The organism is Ornithinibacillus scapharcae TW25, assembly GCF_000190475.1.
GTDB classification, from domain to species: Bacteria; Bacillota; Bacilli; order Bacillales; family Amphibacillaceae; genus Ornithinibacillus; species Ornithinibacillus scapharcae.
The window spans coordinates 1-17,787 of sequence record NZ_AEWH01000045.1 but is presented as its reverse complement, the minus strand read 5'-3'; the positions used below and the strand labels follow the sequence as shown (position 1 = coordinate 17,787).

The window sequence follows — 17,787 nt, the reverse complement described above, 5'->3', positions numbered from 1 at the left end:
TTTTCACTCCGTATACCAGGTTATCTTTTTAACGTTCGCGGTAGTTTGTTTGATATCCACATTCATATCGAAATGAGTAAATTCGAATTTCCCATTTTCATTCGGATATAGTGTGTCAGGGTAGACATATACACCATTTGTAAGGAACTCCGTATTATTTCTAACGAGTGCATATTCTACTTGGATTGAACTGATAGGGATTGTTGCAATACTCTTTACTTCTCCTTTTACAACTAGATTTCCTTGACTATTTTTTTCTAATTTTACATCAACCACCTTAATGGCATCTGTTTCATTCATTTCTCGCTCTTCATTTGCAGTGTTAATTGCTTGTTGTATACGCTGTTCTTGCGTGGTTTCAAATGTAACCTTTTCTTTTTCAATCGTTGTCTTTAGACTTTGGAGCTTGTCTGAATATGGAGCATATTTTAGTCCATCGTCTACAATATATTGAGCATCACTAAATTGCTTTTCGGATAGCTGTTCACTAGCTTTTGTATAAGTGTAGTCAATAATTTGATTTCGAATGTTTTCCGCTATTTGAGCAGCTTCTTCATCTTTAATGGAGTCAGCCTCCCAAATTAACACCTTCAACTCATCAATTGTGGCATCAGCTGAAAGTAGACTTTTTAATTGTTCGATTTTAATCGTATTTCGGTGATGTTCTAATTCCTCAACAATTTTAGAAGTTGCGATTCCATTAAAGTTCTTCAATAAATCTTCAGCATCATTGATAAAGGATAAGGCGGATTGGAAGTCTTTATCTTGAAGTGCTTTATTCGCATGATCTTGCAACTCTTTCACAGAAGTAGTCTTTTGAACAAATTCCAGCGCGATTTCTCCTTGCGAAAAATTCGGTTTTGCTTCTACAGCAGACTGGAAGTATTGCTTTGCTTTCTTATAATTACCAACTTCGATGCTTTCTTCACCTAATTGATAGTATTTCTTGGCTTGTGTGGATTGCCGATCCAGAAAACTATTAAATAGGGTTATAGTTAGAAGTAAGATAACAAATATACCAATTGGTAAAAACCAGAGCTTAGTTGCTTTGGAATTGGAATTGGAACGAAGGTGGATATCTGTGGGGAGTTTTTTGCCACATGTAACGCAAAATTGTTCTTCCTCATTTATAAATGAACCACAGTGAGGGCAGTGTAACATGGCTTCACCTGCTTCCTATAGTTGGTCGATAAATTTCGTCAATTATTTTATCTCTATCTTAACATATTTCTCTTTATTTAGGAGGGGGATATGGTATGATTATACATGCATAAATATTTTGAAGATGAAGATAGAGGCTCTTGCTTGTTCCGGCTGGATTCACTTTTATTAAAAGTGTAATTATACATATAATATTTATAGGAGGTGCAGCAGCATGGAATTAGGATTAGGGATTGTTTGTTTTGTAATACTATTATATTTTATCGGGAGTATGGTAGTAGATAATGAAAAATAAGGTATGAAAAAGGTTGCTTTGATGATTTCATCAAGGCAACCTTGTTTTTTAGCAGATAGGAAAATATTAAATACCTTCACGCCTAGATTAGTATACAATCTTATGCAGATTTATCTAATCTTATCTTGTTTTAGCCATTTCACTAAAAGGGAAGAAGACAAATTCAGACCTACCAATTATCTCGTCTTCCATAATAAAACCTAAACCATTTCTAGAGTCCTTGCTTATAGAACGGTTGTCTCCCATAACAAAAAAGCGCCCACTCGGTACAGTTATCGGACCGTAGTTTCCTGTATGGTTTTTTGCATCTTCCGTTAAGAAGGTTTGATCATAAAGCTCATTATTTATATAAAGATTATGATTTCGTATTTCAATTGTTTCACCAGGAAGTCCAATCACACGTTTCACATAGTTTTTTTCTGGGCGGTGGATAATGACAATATCTCCTCTGTCAGGCTCGTCAACCAGGTAAATTAGCTTGTTAAAAATCACTCGTTCTCCATCTTGTAGGGTAGGGTCCATACTATCTCCTTCAACAATCGAAGTTGCAAAGATAAAAGTTCGTAGTAAAAATGCTAGTATGATGGCAATTAAAATAGCTTTGCCCCATTCCACCCATTCTTTTTTTCTCTTACTTGGGTCAACGATGACATTCCTTTCTTTATATAAAGTACTTTTACGTAAGTAACCTATTACCATTATAGCAACAATCATATAAAATAACTGTTAAAATACACTTGTCATTATAAAAATATGTAAAAAATGTTAAATTTATTTGTTAATAGGTTTTAATATGTGCTACATTAATAGAAATAATAAAAGGAGGTATTGTATTTATTGATGTACGATACTGACAAGCTCCTAGAGGAAATAGAGAAACTTCGTATGAAAATGAGTTCTATTGCAATGAAGCAGGGAATAACCAGTTTGGAATCCATTGCAATGAGTCAAGAATTAGACCGATTGTTAAATATTTATGAAAAAAGTAAACAACAGGATACAAAAGAGATATAGAAACTACTATTAGATAGTATAGGGAAATAAAGGGGATATCAAAAATTTTGATTATCCCGTCTTTTTGTTTTAAAAATGTTCGTATAAATACCGCTCAATACGTATTATACCTTCTTCTAATGTCTTCATGTCATATGCATAGGATAATCGCATATAACCTTCCCCTAAATAGGTGAAACTTCCGCCAGGTACAATTGCTACTTTCCCTTTTTTAACTAAGTCAACACCCAGTTCAAAGGAATTGAGAGTGGTATCGGGGAACCTTGGAAATAAATAAAATGCTCCGTTTGGTTTGTTAACCGACAGTCCCATATCCATTAATCGATTATATACGAAATCCCTTCTTACACGATAAGTCTCTTTCATTCTTTCTGGATCGTTCACGCCATTGGTTAAGGCTTCGAGAGCGGCGTACTGGCTTATAGAAGAAGCACAAGATACATTGTATTGATGAACTTTTAACAAATGTTTTGTTAGCCAATTTGGTGCAAGTGTATAGCCAATTCGAAAACCTGTCATGGAATGCGATTTAGACAAGCCATTCACAACAATAGTACGGTCTTTTACTTGTTGAAAACTAGCGATAGAAGTGTGCGTATCATCATACACGAGTTCACTATATATTTCATCTGCTAGTATGAATATATTTTTCTGCTTTAATACATCGACTAGATTTCTCAACTCGTCTTTTGTAAATGATGCACCTGTCGGATTCGATGGATATGGAAGTACGACACATTTCGTTCTTTCCGTTATGGCATTTGAAAGGCTATTCTTTGTTAGTTTAAAATCGGCCTGCGTCGTATCGACGTATACCGGTATAGCACCAGCTAATGTAATTAACGGCTCATAACCAGGATAAATAGGGGAAGGTAATATCACTTCATCACCAGGATTTAAAATAGTTCGAAATACGATATCGATTGCTTGTGATGCACCTGCTGTGACGATGATTTCATTATCAGGATTATAGTGTACATTGTATTTTTTTTCATAAAAATTGGATATTGCCTTTCGAAGTTCCGGAATCCCTGCATTATTGGTGTAGGTAGTTTTATTTGTATGTAACGCTTGAATTGTAGCTTCTTTAATATGTGTAGGGGTAACAAAGTCTGGTTGCCCAATTGTAAGGGAAATGATGTCTTTTTCATCTGATACCATATTAAAAAACCTTCTAATTCCAGATAGTTCGATTGATTTCACTTGTGTATTCAGTAAGTTTTCCAAGTTTCTTCCTCCAAAATTTTTCAATTGTTTAATTCTATTTTTATTTTCTTCGAAGGTATTTGCATACTTATAACAGCTCCTATAATAAGAAGCATTCCTATTAACTGTATTAGAGTTAAGGTCTCCTTAAAAATAAATATACCAATTAAGGTAGCAACCACTGGTTCAACAGTAGATATGATGGAGGCTTTTGATGCCTCCGTTTTATTTAATCCGTATGTATAGACAATGTAAGCTATTGCGGTAGGGAAAAGACCTAACCCAAATGCATAAAATAATACCTCTGGTTGCAAAAATATGTCTAGTTTATCACGAAAAGGAAAAAAAGGTAGTAACGTAATCGTAGCCACAATAAAAGTATAAGTAGTAATTGCTAAACTTGAATATTTTTGTAGAGCGTACTTACTAAAAATACTATACATTGCATATCCAATAGCAGACCCGATACCAAACAATAAACTGCCCAATGGTAAGGAATTTACTTGGAATGGCAACAATCCTACAACGAAACAAGTTCCTAATAAGGTCCCTACAAGCGCAATTGTTTTTCGTTGCGTAATCGCTTCTTTGAATAGGAAAAAGGAAAATATCGTTACAAAAGCAGGCGCAGTATATAATAAGGCTGTAGCAATTGGTATAGTGGATAATTCGATTGTACTAAACATACAGTAATTAAAAAATATAATACTAAAAATTCCAGTGCCTATGAAGTATTTTATATCACGAAACGAAGATAAACATAATGTTTTGGGTGAGATGATTATGAGATAGGTAAGCAATAATATGGTAGTCGTAGTGGCACGCAATGTCACAACTTCCATTGGGCTAAAACCGAACTCATATAACTTTCTCACAAACCATCCAATCGTCCCCCATAATGAAGCACCTAAAACAATACAAAGTATTGCTACTTTATTCAACTGAATAGCCTCCTTCATGAGAATCCATATAAATGATTATAGCAAATATATTGAAAATTGGATAAGCGCATTATTTATAGGTATATATTATTATTTATCCGCCTAAAATGATGAGAAAGACCAAATGGGGGGTGGGGTAGTATGCAAGAAGAACTATTTAGCAAGGTAGAATGGCTAAAATTATCACAATTACAATCACTAGGGATATCGAAGGAAGTATTTTTTATTTTTGTTATTTTTCTAGGGATTGCAGGATGCTACTTTGTCATTAGACCAATCACATTGATTCTTGTCTCAACAAAATCAGATAGAGTATTGAGCTATTTACTGAGTGGGTTATCCTTTATGACATTATTTTTCATAGTAGTATTAATCTCAGGTGAAATACAGATGATAACCTATCAATTATTAAAGTTTTCATTACAGGCATTATCGATCTTTGGATTAATATTATTGATTATCCATATTTATAAGAACTTGTTGAAAAAGAGGAACAAAGTATAAAAAAAGATGTCTTCTAGACAAATTGAGATCAGAAGACATCTTTAAGAATTAACGAAAGGTTTTACGTGGTGGCCATTCCATTTTACCTAATGAGGAGGGGGTAAAATAGGATGATGAGTAGTTTTTTTGTTTTGGTTTATTGTTTTTATTAGCAGGTTTCCAGTCAATATATTGATATATTATTTTTTTAGCTTGTGATAATGACATTCTCGTCTGTGGATTACGAAAATTTTGGTCTAGTGATCCTAAATGTTTTAGCTCCTGGAAGTCTTCCTTTGTAGGAGGGATGTGAAAGTAATAGTCTTCCACCTGAACTAAGAGGGTAGAATGCTGGTTACTTAATTTGGGATGGTCGGAGAAATGTAAACCGATCTTTTTTGCTTTCTTTTCATCAAGCAAGCGTTTAAGTGTTTCTTTTTTTATATAGTATAAATGCTGTGGTTCAGGTGCTGTTTTAGCATGGCGATTTACCGTGTATATTGCTCTGGCTAAATCGTGAAGTGAAACTCCGTTATGATTTCCCATTAATCTTCCTCCTTTCTCAAAACACTAGTTAGTTTCATAGTATCGTAAAGCTTGTCCACTTTCAATAAAAAAGAGAGGATGTCCCATCGATGGATTCATCTTCTCCATCTCGAGACATCCTAAAGTTTTAAAGCATTCCTTCTATAAAGTCGACAACCTCTGTGACTTGTTCTTCTGTCATGTAATATCCATTAAAGCTCTTAATCGCATTTCCTTCAGGACTAACCACCATGAAAGACACACCATGCATAAATGTACTATCATCATCTTTCATTTTCTCGATAGGTATTTTAAACGATGATACAGCCAGCTCTTTTATCGTATCAAAATCATATCCGGTTAAGAAAGTCCAATTATCAAATTCAATTCCACGAACTTCTCCGTACTCTTTAAGCACTTCAGGGGTGTCAACCTCAGGATCGATACTAAATGAGACGAATTCTACATCATTAATTCCTGCTTCAGTTAGAGATCGTTCGATTTTTTGTTTATTATAAGTCATCTGAGGACATTCTGTGTCACAAGTAGTATAAATGAAATCCGCTATCCATATTTTACCATCTAGATCACTCTTGCTAAACTCTTCCCCATCTTGATTGGTGAAAGTGAAGTCATCTACTTTATAAGAGAAATCACCTTCGTACTTTTGACCGCCACACGCAACTAGCAAGAGACAAGAAGCTAATATGGTTACTATCAGGGAAAACTTCCACTTCTTCATATATAAATCCTCCATTATGTATACTCTAATAGTAATTGTAACACGGCAAGAATACTAAAACTATGAATAAACTGTTACAACTAATAAGAAAAGAGGATATCTATGGAAGACGTCCTCTCTAATCTTTAGTAATAATAATTGTAATTGTAATGGTATCCATACGGAATATAAACAGGGTATGGATAGTTATAGTACGGATTAAATGCTTGATACAGTAATGGTCCTGCCACTAGTCCTGTTAAAAAAGGAATAATAGGAAAAACTCTTTCATCGGTATGCTGTAATGGAACATTGTGATTTTGTACTGTCGTCGGTGAATAGTACAACAGGCATCTCCCTTTCTTTCCATGCTTTAGTACAATTTATGCATGAGCCAGCAAAGTGGAGCATGGTTACCTGTCACATTTCTTTGCTCTTTAACGTGTACAATGAGATTTCAGGAACACATAAGAAACGATAGGGTAATCTAGTGGTACCAATACCACGACTAACATAAAGATGGAGATCACTAGTATCAAATGTATATTTACCATCAACATATTTTTCTGCATATGTAGGGGTATATAAATGACCAATAAACGGTAGTCTAACTTGTCCGCCGTGACTATGACCAGATAACTGAACATCAACAGGGAAGTTAATGGTTTGATCAGCAAAATCAGGTTCGTGCGCCAATAATATCGTTAGCAATTCTGAATTGGTATGTTGTATGGCTTTCTGTAAGTCAGGTTGTCCTAGTATGGCGTCGTCAATCCCAGCAATGATGATTCTTTCATGTTCAATTTCAATAACTTCATGGCTGTTTTTTAATAATGTGAAATTAGCCTCACTCATAACAGATTGAACGATCTCGGTGCCATACCCGCCATGATCATGATTCCCGAACACCCAGAACTTTCCATAGGGTGCTTGTAATGATTTTAATAAATGAATAATCCTATTATCCCATTTGTAATGATTTGGTGCGTCTACTAGGTCACCAGTGAAGACGATGATATCCGGCTTCAACTGATTGATTTTCTTTGTCAGTTCTTGAAATTGATCAAGTGTATAATGAAATCCAATATGTGTATCCGAAAATTGAACAATTTTCATATTATCAAATGAACTGGGGATTCTAGGACTGGATATGGATTCTTTTTTTATCGTTAGAAGCCCAGGTTCAATGTTACGTGCGTAATAATAGGTTCCCCCACTTATTCCTAATAAAGTTAATGCACTCCCGATTAACTTTTTAAGAAATGATCTCCTATTCATAATTTCACCTTTCATATCTGTATTACTTGAAATTATAGCATACATCATGGATTTCCAAAAAACGAAGTAAAATATCACCCAGTGTTTTTTGACTTTTTTAATAAATATAAATAGTATGGTAGTTAGAAGCGTAAAGAAAAGGGGAGAACATAATGGAGAATCACGTAGTAATCGTCACAGGTAGTTCTAGTGGAATGGGAAAATATATGGCTAAAAAATTTGCAGATGAGGGCTCACATGTAATCCTTACTGGTAGGGATGCAGATAGGTTAGATTCTGTAGTAAAAGAACTAGGAGAAACTGCAAAAGGGGAATTGTTCAGCATTCCAATGGATGTGCGTAAGCCAGAGGATGTGGAACATATGGTACAAGAAACAGTCAATCGCTTTGGAAGAATCGATCATCTAGTAAATAACGCAGCTGGCAATTTCATTTGTGCTGCAGAGGATTTATCCATAAACGGCTGGAATGCGGTAATTGATATTGTATTAAACGGTACTTTCTATTGTTCAAGAGAGGTAGGACGTTATTGGATTAAAGAAGGTATCGAGGGTTCCATTATTAATATGGTAGCTACATATGCTTGGAATGCTGGTGCCGGAGTCATTCATTCATCAGCAGCAAAAGCAGGGGTATTAAATATGACGAGGACATTAGCTGTAGAATGGGGAACAAAATACGGTATTCGAGTAAATGCGATTGCCCCAGGACCGATCGAACGAACAGGAGGGGCAGACAAATTATTCTTATCCGAGGAAGCAGCTAAAAGAACATTAGAGTCTGTTCCATTAAAAAGATTAGGAAAACCGGAGGAAATTGCTGAACTAGCATACTTCCTTGCTTCTGATAAAGCCTCTTATATAAATGGAGAAGTTGTAACAATGGATGGAGGACAATGGCTAAATAAGTTCCCTTTTTAGATGTTAAGTAGATTTACATGAATATAAAAACCTAAACCATCTCTACAGGCTAGAAGTGGTTTAGGTTTTCTGTCATTTGTCATGAATTGCAATGATTGTAGTCATGTGTTGAAAGGTTTTTCTCTTCAATTTCCAGGATCCCACGGGTAATGTGGAAAGTACTTTCTAATAGATTTCTACCACTCATAATAAATTTATCCAAGTCTGCAAAATCTTCTACAATGAATGTCAACTTAACATTGGTAATTCAAAAGTGATGGACCAAATTTGAAGTTCATGTAGATCAATAACGCCATCTAATTTCAATAACTCCGTTTCACTGGATCAATGTGATTTGGTTTTCCTTCCATTAATACATGAAGCGAATCTTTTGTTACACGATACCCAGAAATGATTATTAAAATTGCTACTATAAATACTTGCAATCGGATCTGCCCAATACCAGTTAAAGGCTGAGCCGAGTAATCTGGAAATGATAGCACCAACTGATCCAAGTAAATCACCTAACACATGGAGAAGTGCGCTCTTCATATTCAGATTTTCTTCCACATATCTTTTCATGAGAAAATATGCAACAACTATAATGACTATTAACCCTATAGCAGCAATAAAAATCATATTCGAATTTACTTATTCCTGCTCGACAAATGGAGTGATTGTTTCATAGAATATATACAGGTAGATGAGTATTATAGTAACCCCATTAAGGAAGGCTGCAATTATCTCATACCGTTTAAAGCTATATGTTTTGTATATCGTAACTGTTCGTTCACCAATCTCACAAAAAGGTTAACATCATTTACAACATGAACATATGTTCATGTTGTAAATGATGTTACACGATTTATCCATGATCATACGGAATATCGTACATGCTAAAACAAGTTTGAATGTGTTACACTAAAATTAGTTGGTAAACAGACACAGTGATCAAGTTATTGAAACCCCTTCATGGATATGTGTTCAGATTTAGCTAGATAAAAAGGAGTGGGTAAAATGAGTTTATTACAAGATAAAGAATTGGCAACGCTCACAATTGAAGATGTCATGATACCTTCTGAAAAAGTTGCTCATGTGCAAGTAAACAACCCTTTAGAGCATGCCCTATTAGTGTTGGTGAAATCAGGTTATTCAGCTGTTCCAGTTTTGGATCCGGCCTATAGATTAGTTGGTACCATCGGGAAAACTAGAATACTAAATGAAATATTGGGCTTAGAGCAATTTGAGATACAACGCTTATCAGAGTTGCAGGTAAAAGATGTTATGGTGACAGATATTCCACGTTTACGAAGAGAAGAGAGTGTGATTGAGGGACTTAAAGCATTAATTGATTTTCCTTTCGTTTGTATTGTGGATGAAGAGGGTCAGTTTGACGGAATTCTTACTAGAAGAGCAATCTTGAAGGAAATTAGGAAGGATTATTATACTTCCGGTAAAAATAAGGAAAGTAACTAAGTTTCCCCCCTTTTGCAAATGCGAAGGGGGGATTAATTTTTATAATTGCCCGATTTAGAACTCTCTGTTAAAGTGAAAAATAAGAAAAGTATAGGAGGTTCCAAACGTTATGAAAAAAATGGATGCTAACGAAATAATAAGTTTTATTTCCAATAGTAAAAAACAAACACCTGTAAAGGTTTATATTAAAGGGGAAAATTTACAAAAGCTTTCATATGGTGCCATCAAAGCCTTTGTTGAGCAAAATTCTGGGGTGTTATTTGGTGAGTGGAAGGAGGTTTCTACGTTCTTGGAAGAAAACAAATCTACCATAACTGATTATGTGATCGAGAATGACCGACGTAATTCTGCAATTCCACTACTAGACTTAAAACATATCAATGCCAGAATTGAACCTGGTGCGGTTATACGAGATCAAGTAGAGATTGGTGAAGGTGCAGTTATTATGATGGGGGCATCGATTAATATCGGTGCGGTAATCGGAGAAGGAACAATGATTGATATGAATGCTGTACTTGGTGGACGTGCCACGGTAGGAAAAAACTGTCATATAGGAGCTGGAACAGTACTAGCAGGGGTGATTGAACCACCATCGGCTAAACCAGTTGTAGTAGAAGACGATGTAGTAATTGGTGCAAACGTAGTTGTATTAGAAGGGGTAACAATTGGTAAAGGGGCGATTGTAGCTGCTGGTGCTATTGTAACGAAAGATGTTGAGCCATATACATTAGTAGCAGGTACGCCTGCTAAAGTATTAAAAGCAATCGATGAGGGTACAAAAGCTAAGACAGAAATTAAGCAAGAACTTCGTAAATTAGATAACTAATCAAGGAGACAAACTATGGAGCTTGCAACGCTAATCCGATTTAGGCGAGAATTACATCAAATCCCAGAACTAGGATTCAAGGAATTTCAGACACAAAAATATTTATTGTCTTGTATACAAGAAATGGCAAATGAGCATGTGGAAATACAAAGATGGGAAACAGGTATACTGGTTAAAGTTTCAGGATTAAATCCGACTAAGACTATCGGGTACCGTGCCGATATGGATGGTTTACCTATCGAGGAGGAGACTGGATTACCTTTTTCATCGACACATAATGGAAGAATGCATGCTTGTGGACATGACTTTCATATGGCAATAGCTTTAGGCGTATTAAACAACGTAATAGAACATCGGATACAGGATGATGTATTATTTGTATTTCAACCTGCTGAGGAAGGTCCAGGAGGGGCATTACCACTTTTACAGTCTGATGCATTTAACAAATGGAAACCTGACTGTATGTTTGCTTTACATATTGCCCCGGAACATCCAGTTGGTACAGTTGCAAGTAAGCCTGGACTACTTTTCGCCAATACCAGTGAATTATTTATTGATTTTATTGGAAAAGGTGGTCATGCAGCATACCCACATCTTTCAAAGGATATGGCTGTTGCTGCGGGAAGTTTTATTACCCAGATTCAACACATCGTATCAAGAGGATTAGATCCGTTGGACAGTGCCGTTGTGACTATAGGCAAAATGACAAGCGGACATGTTCAAAATGCAATAGCGGAAACAGCTCGTTTAGAGGGAACCATACGAACGTTAAAGCCATCCGCAATCGAGAAAGTAAAATCGAGGATAGAGAATATTGCGAAGGGTTTTGAGGTTACCTATGATTGTCAAATTAACTTAGATTATGGTTCCAATTACTATCAGGTTTACAATGATGCAGATTATGTGCAAACCTTCCAAGAGGCAATGACGAACTGTGGTATTGTATTTAAGGAAGCTAAGGAAGCAATGACCGGAGAAGATTTTGGGTTTATGTTGAAGGACATTCCAGGTTTTATGTTTTGGCTTGGTGTTGATTCTCCTTATGGTCTTCATCATGCTAGGCTAGCCCCTAAGGAAGAGGCTTTAGTTGTCGGCGTAAAAGCTGTTGTTCATACAATTAATCAATTATCATCAAAAGAAAATTAAATCGCATATCTTCTTTCTGATAGGTAAAACTATGTGTGTAAAATGCATACTTAGAGGAGTTGAAGACGATGGCAAGAATTGGGGTAGAAGAATCCCTTACCGACGTTAAAGAAGCCTTAATGGAAATGGGGCATGAAGTAATTGCGCTTAAATCTGAATCGGATACAGCACATTGTGACTGTTGTGTTATTTCTGGTTTAGATAAAGATGTGATGGGAATGGCTAATACAAGTATTGCGGGTCCTGTAATCAATGCTAGTGGGCAAAACGCAGAGGAAATTTGTCAAATGGTTAATGAAAAATTAAGTTAAATTGAAAAGAGGATGTTTCGTTTGTGAAGCATCCTCTTTTTAATTGTTGGATTCGATGTGTTATTGGTATAGAGTGAATTACAATAAATTAATAATTTTTGAAAAAATTATAAAAAGTTGTGGTAATTTATTTCGGAAACCGTTATATTAGTAATTACGTGAAAGATATCTACTTCAAGGGGGAGGGGAACAAATGGATACATTTAAAAAACTAAAACAATTTTATTGGCCATATAAAAAGTACTTTTTTGCATCATTATTCTTTTTATTTTTGTTACGGTCATAACGGTTGTGTATCCAATCATTTTGCAAATAACAATTGATGAAGTTGTTGCAAAAGAAAAATATAATTTAATTCCTTGGATTGCAACTGCATTTGTGGTGTTAATGGTAGTTAAAGGAATAGCTACATTCTATCATCAATATTTAGGTGAACGTTTTGGAGTGATCACGGTGTATAAAGTCCGTGATGCACTATATAAAAAACTTCAAGTTTTATCGTTTAAATATTATGATAATGCAAAAACAGGTGACATTATGTCACGATTAACTTCAGATGTAGAAGGATTCCGCTTCTTTCTATCCTTTGGTTTTGCGGAATTAGTTCGTATTGTTTTTCTAATTGGAATCAGTTTGACGGTTATGTTTTATTATTCCATACCACTTGCACTAGTCACAATGGCGGCTATGCCTTTTTTAATTATTGTGGTAATGAGCTTTGAAAAACGTGCCCATCCAGCGTTTCGTGGTATCCGGAAGTCATTTGGAAAACTTAATACGAGAGTCCAAGAGAATATTAGTGGGATGCAGACCGTTAAATCGTTATCTCGTGAGGACTTTGAAATTGGACGCTTTTCGTCAAGTAATGATGATTATCGCCAGAATTACATTAAAACATCTGAACTTTGGGCAAAATACTTCCCATTAATGGAGTTCATTGGAAATGTCTGTTCTGTAGCGTTACTTGCCTTTGGTGGTTACCTGGTTATTAATGAGGATCTTGCTTTAGGGGAACTGGTTGCCTTCTTTAGTTTAGTTTGGTATATCATGGGTCCACTTATGAATGTGGGGTATGTCATTAATATGTTTTCTCAAGCAAAAGCTTCGGGAGAACGATTACGTGAAATACTCGAAGAACATGAGGATATCGTTATAAAGGAAAATCCGATTAAAGAATCAATTAAAGGTCATGTTACCTTTAACAATGTAACATTAACATATACAGAGGATGATGACTCCGCACTCAAAAATATCACTTTTGATGCACCTCCTGGTAAAACTATAGGATTAATCGGAGCTACTGGTTCTGGTAAAACAAGTATTACACAATTAATTACACGCTTTTATGAACCAGAGAGTGGCGAATTATTAATAGATGATAGACCAGTAAAAGATTATGATTTGAAAACCTTGCGAAACCATATCGGTTTTGTACTACAAGAGTCATTTTTATTTTCTACCACCATACGTGAAAATATAGCATATGGTAACCCGAATGCTACCGATGAACAAATTATTGGTGCTGCTAAGCGGGCACAAGCACATGATTTTATTATGGCTATGCCCAAGGGTTATGACACCTTATTAGGTGAAAGAGGTATGGGGTTATCTGGCGGTCAAAAGCAGCGTATAGCTATTGCTCGTGCGATCTGTGTTGATCCTAGTATATTAGTGCTCGATGATGCTACTTCAGCTGTAGACATGGAAACAGAATTTCAAATCCAAAAGGCACTAAAAGAGGTGATGAAGGGTCGAACATCCTTTATCATTGCTCACCGAATCTCTTCGTTAAAACATGCAGATGAAATACTAGTCTTAGATAATGGGGAAGTAATTGAAAGTGGAACACATGATGAATTACTGAAGATTAATGGTGCTTATAAACGAATATATGATATTCAATACCAAGATCATGATGTCATCATGAACGCTGTGAATTAAGGGGGGAGATATTTATGGCGACTAACCAAGAACAGGCACCTGATAAACGACACTTAAAACGATTTTATTATACGGTTGATCAGGCAATTGAAAAACCGTTTAACTGGAAGCAGATATGGAGATTATTAGTTTATTTAAAACCATATACAAAAACATATTTGCTCGGTGCGATAATAGTGATGATAATCTCCACTGCTATCCGTTTAGCGATACCTATATTAATTGGGAAGGCTGCAATTGATATAGCAATTGCTAATAAGGATACTACACTATTAATCTACCTAGTCATAATAATTGGGGTTTTATACCTTTTAAGCTATATAGCAAACTATTTAAGAATTAAATGGGTTAACTTGTTGGGGCAGAATGTTATCTTTGATTTAAGGCAGCACTTGTTTACACATGTACAAAGTCTATCGAATAACTTCTTCGATAAGCGTTCTGCAGGTTCCATTTTAGTAAGGATTATGAATGATACTAACTCCTTACAGGAACTATTTTCGAGCGGAATTATAAACTTATTGATGGATATTGCTACATTACTCGGAATTGTAACGCTTCTATTTACGTTAAGCCCTAAACTAGCAATTGCAGTGCTGGTTGTCCTTCCATTAATGTTCTATATTACTACTGTTCTACGGAGAAAGATTCGCCGAACTTGGCAGGAAGTAAGGATTCAGCAATCTCGTATGAATTCGCATCTAAACGAGAGTATTCAAGGAATTCGTATTACCCAATCTTTCACACAAGAAAAGGAAAATACGGAGTTCTTTAACGGATTAAATACAGATACTTATAATGCATGGCTTGACGCTACCAGAAAGAGTGCGATGTTCCGTCCGTTTGTTGAGATGAGTAACGCAGTCGGTACCGTAATATTAATCGTTTTTGGTGCTCATTTAATTATTCAAGGTCCGGCGAATGGTGGTATAGAATTAGGTACATTCGTTGCATTTGCATTCTTCTTAGGGATGTTCTGGGATCCAATTTCTCGCTTAGGACAAATGTATAACCAGTTATTAGTTGCAATGGCATCTTCTGAACGTATCTTTGAATATTTAGATGAAAAGCCTAACGTTGATGAAGTAGAGAATCCATATGAATTTAACGAGATGAAGGGACATATTGAATTTGACAAAGTTCAATTTTCGTATGATAACGATAGAATTGCACTTCACGAAGTATCATTAGAGATGAAGGCTGGTCAAACCATTGCATTGGTCGGACATACTGGAAGTGGAAAATCCACGATAGCAAACTTGATCAGTCGTTTTTATGACCCGACGAAAGGGCAAGTGAAGATTGATGGTCATAATCTGAGAGAAGCATCATTAAAAAGTTTACGTGACCATATTAGTGTAGTACTACAAGATACATTTATTTTTTCTGGAACAATCATGGATAATATCCGATTTGGAAGACCAGATGCTACAGATGAAGAAATAATGGAAGCCGCAAAGGTAGTGGGTGCAGATGATTTCATTAAACGCTTAGCAAATGGATACCATACTGAAGTAGAAGAGCGAGGTAACATATTATCTGCTGGAGAAAGGCAATTATTATCGTTTGCGCGTGCACTCCTTGCAAATCCGAGTATCATCATTTTAGATGAGGCAACAGCAAGTATCGATACAGAAACAGAGCTGAAAATTCAAGCGGCTTTGAGAAGGTTGTTAAAAGGAAGAACCGCGATAATAATCGCCCATAGGCTTTCTACAATTCGGGAAGCAGATAATATCTTTGTTTTAGAAAATGGTAAGATCCTAGAAAATGGAAGTCACCAAGAATTAATGGACAAAAAGGGAGAATATTATCAATTAGTTCGATCCCAGTTCCAAATGCTTGATGCAATATAATTGGAAAAAGGGAGCAATTTTCGTTATGAAAATTGCTTCTTTTTATGTCAATTGGTAAAGTATAAATTACAAGATTACAAGTGGAGGAACAAAATGAGAAAAGAATTTGCGGTAATTGGATTAGGACGATTTGGGGGAAGTATTTGTCAAGAATTGAGTAGGGAAGGAATGGAAGTACTTGCAGTAGATCGGGATGAGGAACGTGTTAATCAATATAAAAATGTTGCATCACATGCTGTCATAGCCGATTCGACTGATGAGACTACTTTAAAAGAATTAGGGATTAAAAACATTGACCATGTCATTGTAGCAATAGGGGATAATATTCAAGCGAGTATTTTAACAACCGTAGTATTAGTTGAATTAGGTGTACAACGAATAACTGTTAAAGCGCAAAATGATTATCATGCCAAAATTTTGCATAAAATTGGTGCACATCAGGTCGTTCATCCTGAAAGGGACATGGGTCGTAGGATTGCACATAGTATTATATCTAATAATATTGTTGATTATTTAGAACTTTCTGATGACCATAGTATTGTGGAAGTGAAAGCGGGTAAGAAGATGGTAGGAAAATCGATTATCGAATTGGATATACGTGCGAAGTATGGATGTACAGTAGTTGCTATCAAACAGGGAAACCATATTAACGTTTCTCCAACACCCGAGGACACGTTAACAAAGGATGACATTCTTATTGTTGTTGGCGCTGATAAAGATATTGCAAGGTTTGAAAGACAACTGGTTATGGATGAATAATAAGAAGGAAGGTACCTTGATGGTACCTTCCTTTTTATTAAACTTCCATGATAATTGGTAAAATCATCGGACGTCGTTTTGTTTTCTCATATAAGAATGGAGCAATGGTATCTGTAATTTCATTTTTAATTTCAGACCACTGAGTCGTTTTTCTCTCCATTACCTTATTTAAATGTGAGGAAACTAACTTTTGAGCCTCATTAATCATATCTTCCGATTCACGCATGTAGACGAAACCGCGAGATATAATATCAGGACCTGCAGCTATCTTAAATTCCTTCATATTAATACTTACAACGACAATTACTAGACCTTCTTCAGAAAGGATGCGTCGATCACGTAATACGATATTACCGATATCACCGATACCACTACCGTCTACATAAACAGATCCAGATGGAATTCTTCCTGCTATTTGGGCACTATCCTTACTTAGTGCAAGTACATCACCATTATCCATTACAAAAGTATCTTCAATATTCAAGCCACACATTTCAGCAAGCTTTGTATGCTCTACTAACATCCGATATTCACCGTGGATAGGCATAAAGAATTTAGGTTTCATTAATCGTAACATTAACTTTTGCTCTTCTTGACTACCATGCCCGGAAGTATGGATGTTGTTTAACTTCCCATGAATAACCTCTGCTCCAGCACGATATAGCATATTAATGATTTTTCCTACACTAATTGTATTTCCCGGGATTGGTGAGGAAGAGAATACAACTGTGTCCCCAGGGATAATTTGAATTTGTCTATGTGTACCGTTAGCAATTCTTGAAAGAGCTGCCATTGCTTCACCTTGGGATCCAGTACATAAAATAGTTACTTCATTCGCTGGTAGACGATTAATCTCATTGGCATCAATAAACGTATCCTTAGGTGCTTGAATATAGCCTAACTCTTGCCCTAAATTGATAGCTGATTCCATGCTTCGACCGAATACAGC

General features: G+C 35.7%; 19 protein-coding genes and 1 pseudogene. 10 read left to right on the top strand and 10 right to left on the bottom strand.

The features are described 5' to 3' along the window. Positions 1-3: 3 nt before the first annotated feature. The gene (locus G5W_RS0111555) at positions 4-1,161 is read right to left on the bottom strand and encodes a hypothetical protein (protein WP_010096841.1); all 1,158 of its coding nucleotides are present in this window, start codon (positions 1,159-1,161) and stop codon (positions 4-6) included. A gap of 415 nt (positions 1,162-1,576) precedes the next feature. Beyond that, on the bottom strand, positions 1,577-2,170 hold the full coding sequence (lepB, locus tag G5W_RS0111545) for a signal peptidase I (RefSeq protein ID WP_010096839.1): 594 nt from the start codon (positions 2,168-2,170) through the stop codon (positions 1,577-1,579). A gap of 126 nt (positions 2,171-2,296) precedes the next feature. Here lepB and G5W_RS23300 point away from each other — a divergent pair, with 126 nt between their 5' ends. Further along, entirely contained in the window at positions 2,297-2,470 is a 174-nt protein-coding gene (locus G5W_RS23300; protein WP_010096838.1) for an aspartyl-phosphate phosphatase Spo0E family protein, read from the top strand. A gap of 69 nt (positions 2,471-2,539) precedes the next feature. On the opposite strand, the gene G5W_RS0111535 is transcribed toward G5W_RS23300, so the two are convergent. Together G5W_RS0111535 and G5W_RS0111530 are read right to left on the bottom strand one after the other, a co-directional pair. Beyond that, entirely contained in the window at positions 2,540-3,697 is a 1,158-nt protein-coding gene (locus tag G5W_RS0111535) for an aminotransferase A (protein ID WP_010096837.1), read from the bottom strand. Between the two features lie 20 nt (positions 3,698-3,717). After that, positions 3,718-4,617 carry a DMT family transporter gene (locus G5W_RS0111530; RefSeq protein ID WP_010096836.1) on the bottom strand — a complete coding sequence of 300 codons (900 nt, stop codon included), beginning with the start codon at positions 4,615-4,617 and terminating at the stop codon, positions 3,718-3,720. Between the two features lie 141 nt (positions 4,618-4,758). On the opposite strand from G5W_RS0111530, the gene G5W_RS0111525 reads away from it, so the two are divergent. Next, complete coding sequence (locus G5W_RS0111525; protein WP_010096835.1) at positions 4,759-5,121, top strand: hypothetical protein; 363 nt, start codon at positions 4,759-4,761, stop codon at positions 5,119-5,121. 48 nt (positions 5,122-5,169) lie between these two features. On the opposite strand, the gene G5W_RS0111520 is transcribed toward G5W_RS0111525, so the two are convergent. The 4 genes from G5W_RS0111520 to G5W_RS0111510 all read right to left on the bottom strand — a co-directional run bounded on the left by G5W_RS0111520 (position 5,170) and on the right by G5W_RS0111510 (position 7,624). After that, positions 5,170-5,646, bottom strand: coding sequence for a YkyB family protein (locus tag G5W_RS0111520; RefSeq protein ID WP_010096834.1), 477 nt, complete (start codon positions 5,644-5,646; stop codon positions 5,170-5,172). A gap of 127 nt (positions 5,647-5,773) precedes the next feature. Then, complete coding sequence (locus G5W_RS0111515; RefSeq protein ID WP_010096833.1) at positions 5,774-6,367, bottom strand: SCO family protein; 594 nt, start codon at positions 6,365-6,367, stop codon at positions 5,774-5,776. A gap of 125 nt (positions 6,368-6,492) precedes the next feature. Continuing rightward, positions 6,493-6,693, bottom strand: coding sequence for a hypothetical protein (locus G5W_RS23590; protein WP_138919029.1), 201 nt, complete (start codon positions 6,691-6,693; stop codon positions 6,493-6,495). A gap of 73 nt (positions 6,694-6,766) precedes the next feature. Next, positions 6,767-7,624 (bottom strand): metallophosphoesterase, encoded by an 858-nt coding sequence (locus G5W_RS0111510; protein ID WP_029191102.1) that lies wholly within the window; start codon positions 7,622-7,624, stop codon positions 6,767-6,769. A 152-nt stretch (positions 7,625-7,776) separates the two neighbouring features. On the opposite strand from G5W_RS0111510, the gene fadH reads away from it, so the two are divergent. Further along, positions 7,777-8,544, top strand: a complete 768-nt coding sequence (gene fadH / locus G5W_RS0111505; protein WP_010096830.1) for a 2,4-dienoyl-CoA reductase — start codon at positions 7,777-7,779, stop codon at positions 8,542-8,544. 324 nt (positions 8,545-8,868) lie between these two features. Here fadH and G5W_RS24270 read toward each other — a convergent pair whose 3' ends face one another. After that, the gene (locus tag G5W_RS24270) at positions 8,869-9,105 is read right to left on the bottom strand and encodes a cation efflux transmembrane domain-containing protein (protein ID WP_237706219.1); all 237 of its coding nucleotides are present in this window, start codon (positions 9,103-9,105) and stop codon (positions 8,869-8,871) included. Positions 9,106-9,540: 435 nt separating this feature from the next. Here G5W_RS24270 and cbpB point away from each other — a divergent pair, with 435 nt between their 5' ends. The 7 genes and pseudogenes from cbpB to G5W_RS0111465 all read left to right on the top strand — a co-directional run bounded on the left by cbpB (position 9,541) and on the right by G5W_RS0111465 (position 16,838). Further along, positions 9,541-9,999 carry a cyclic-di-AMP-binding protein CbpB gene (gene cbpB / locus G5W_RS0111495; RefSeq protein ID WP_010096827.1) on the top strand — a complete coding sequence of 153 codons (459 nt, stop codon included), beginning with the start codon at positions 9,541-9,543 and terminating at the stop codon, positions 9,997-9,999. A gap of 109 nt (positions 10,000-10,108) precedes the next feature. Further along, positions 10,109-10,825: a 2,3,4,5-tetrahydropyridine-2,6-dicarboxylate N-acetyltransferase gene (gene dapD / locus G5W_RS0111490; protein WP_010096826.1), complete on the top strand. Its 717-nt coding sequence runs from the start codon at positions 10,109-10,111 to the stop codon at positions 10,823-10,825. Positions 10,826-10,840: 15 nt separating this feature from the next. Further along, entirely contained in the window at positions 10,841-11,971 is a 1,131-nt protein-coding gene (locus tag G5W_RS0111485) for an N-acetyldiaminopimelate deacetylase (RefSeq protein WP_010096824.1), read from the top strand. 68 nt (positions 11,972-12,039) lie between these two features. Beyond that, positions 12,040-12,282 carry a YkuS family protein gene (locus G5W_RS0111480; protein ID WP_010096821.1) on the top strand — a complete coding sequence of 81 codons (243 nt, stop codon included), beginning with the start codon at positions 12,040-12,042 and terminating at the stop codon, positions 12,280-12,282. Positions 12,283-12,475: 193 nt separating this feature from the next. Continuing rightward, positions 12,476-14,223, top strand: a pseudogene (locus G5W_RS22205) (ABC transporter ATP-binding protein). A 14-nt stretch (positions 14,224-14,237) separates the two neighbouring features. Next, positions 14,238-16,079, top strand: coding sequence for an ABC transporter ATP-binding protein (locus G5W_RS0111470; protein WP_010096818.1), 1,842 nt, complete (start codon positions 14,238-14,240; stop codon positions 16,077-16,079). A gap of 93 nt (positions 16,080-16,172) precedes the next feature. Next, complete coding sequence (locus G5W_RS0111465; protein ID WP_010096816.1) at positions 16,173-16,838, top strand: potassium channel family protein; 666 nt, start codon at positions 16,173-16,175, stop codon at positions 16,836-16,838. Positions 16,839-16,875: 37 nt separating this feature from the next. Here G5W_RS0111465 and G5W_RS0111460 read toward each other — a convergent pair. After that, the coding region (locus G5W_RS0111460; protein ID WP_010096814.1) for a ribonuclease J at positions 16,876-17,787 on the bottom strand (912 nt) is incomplete at its 5' end.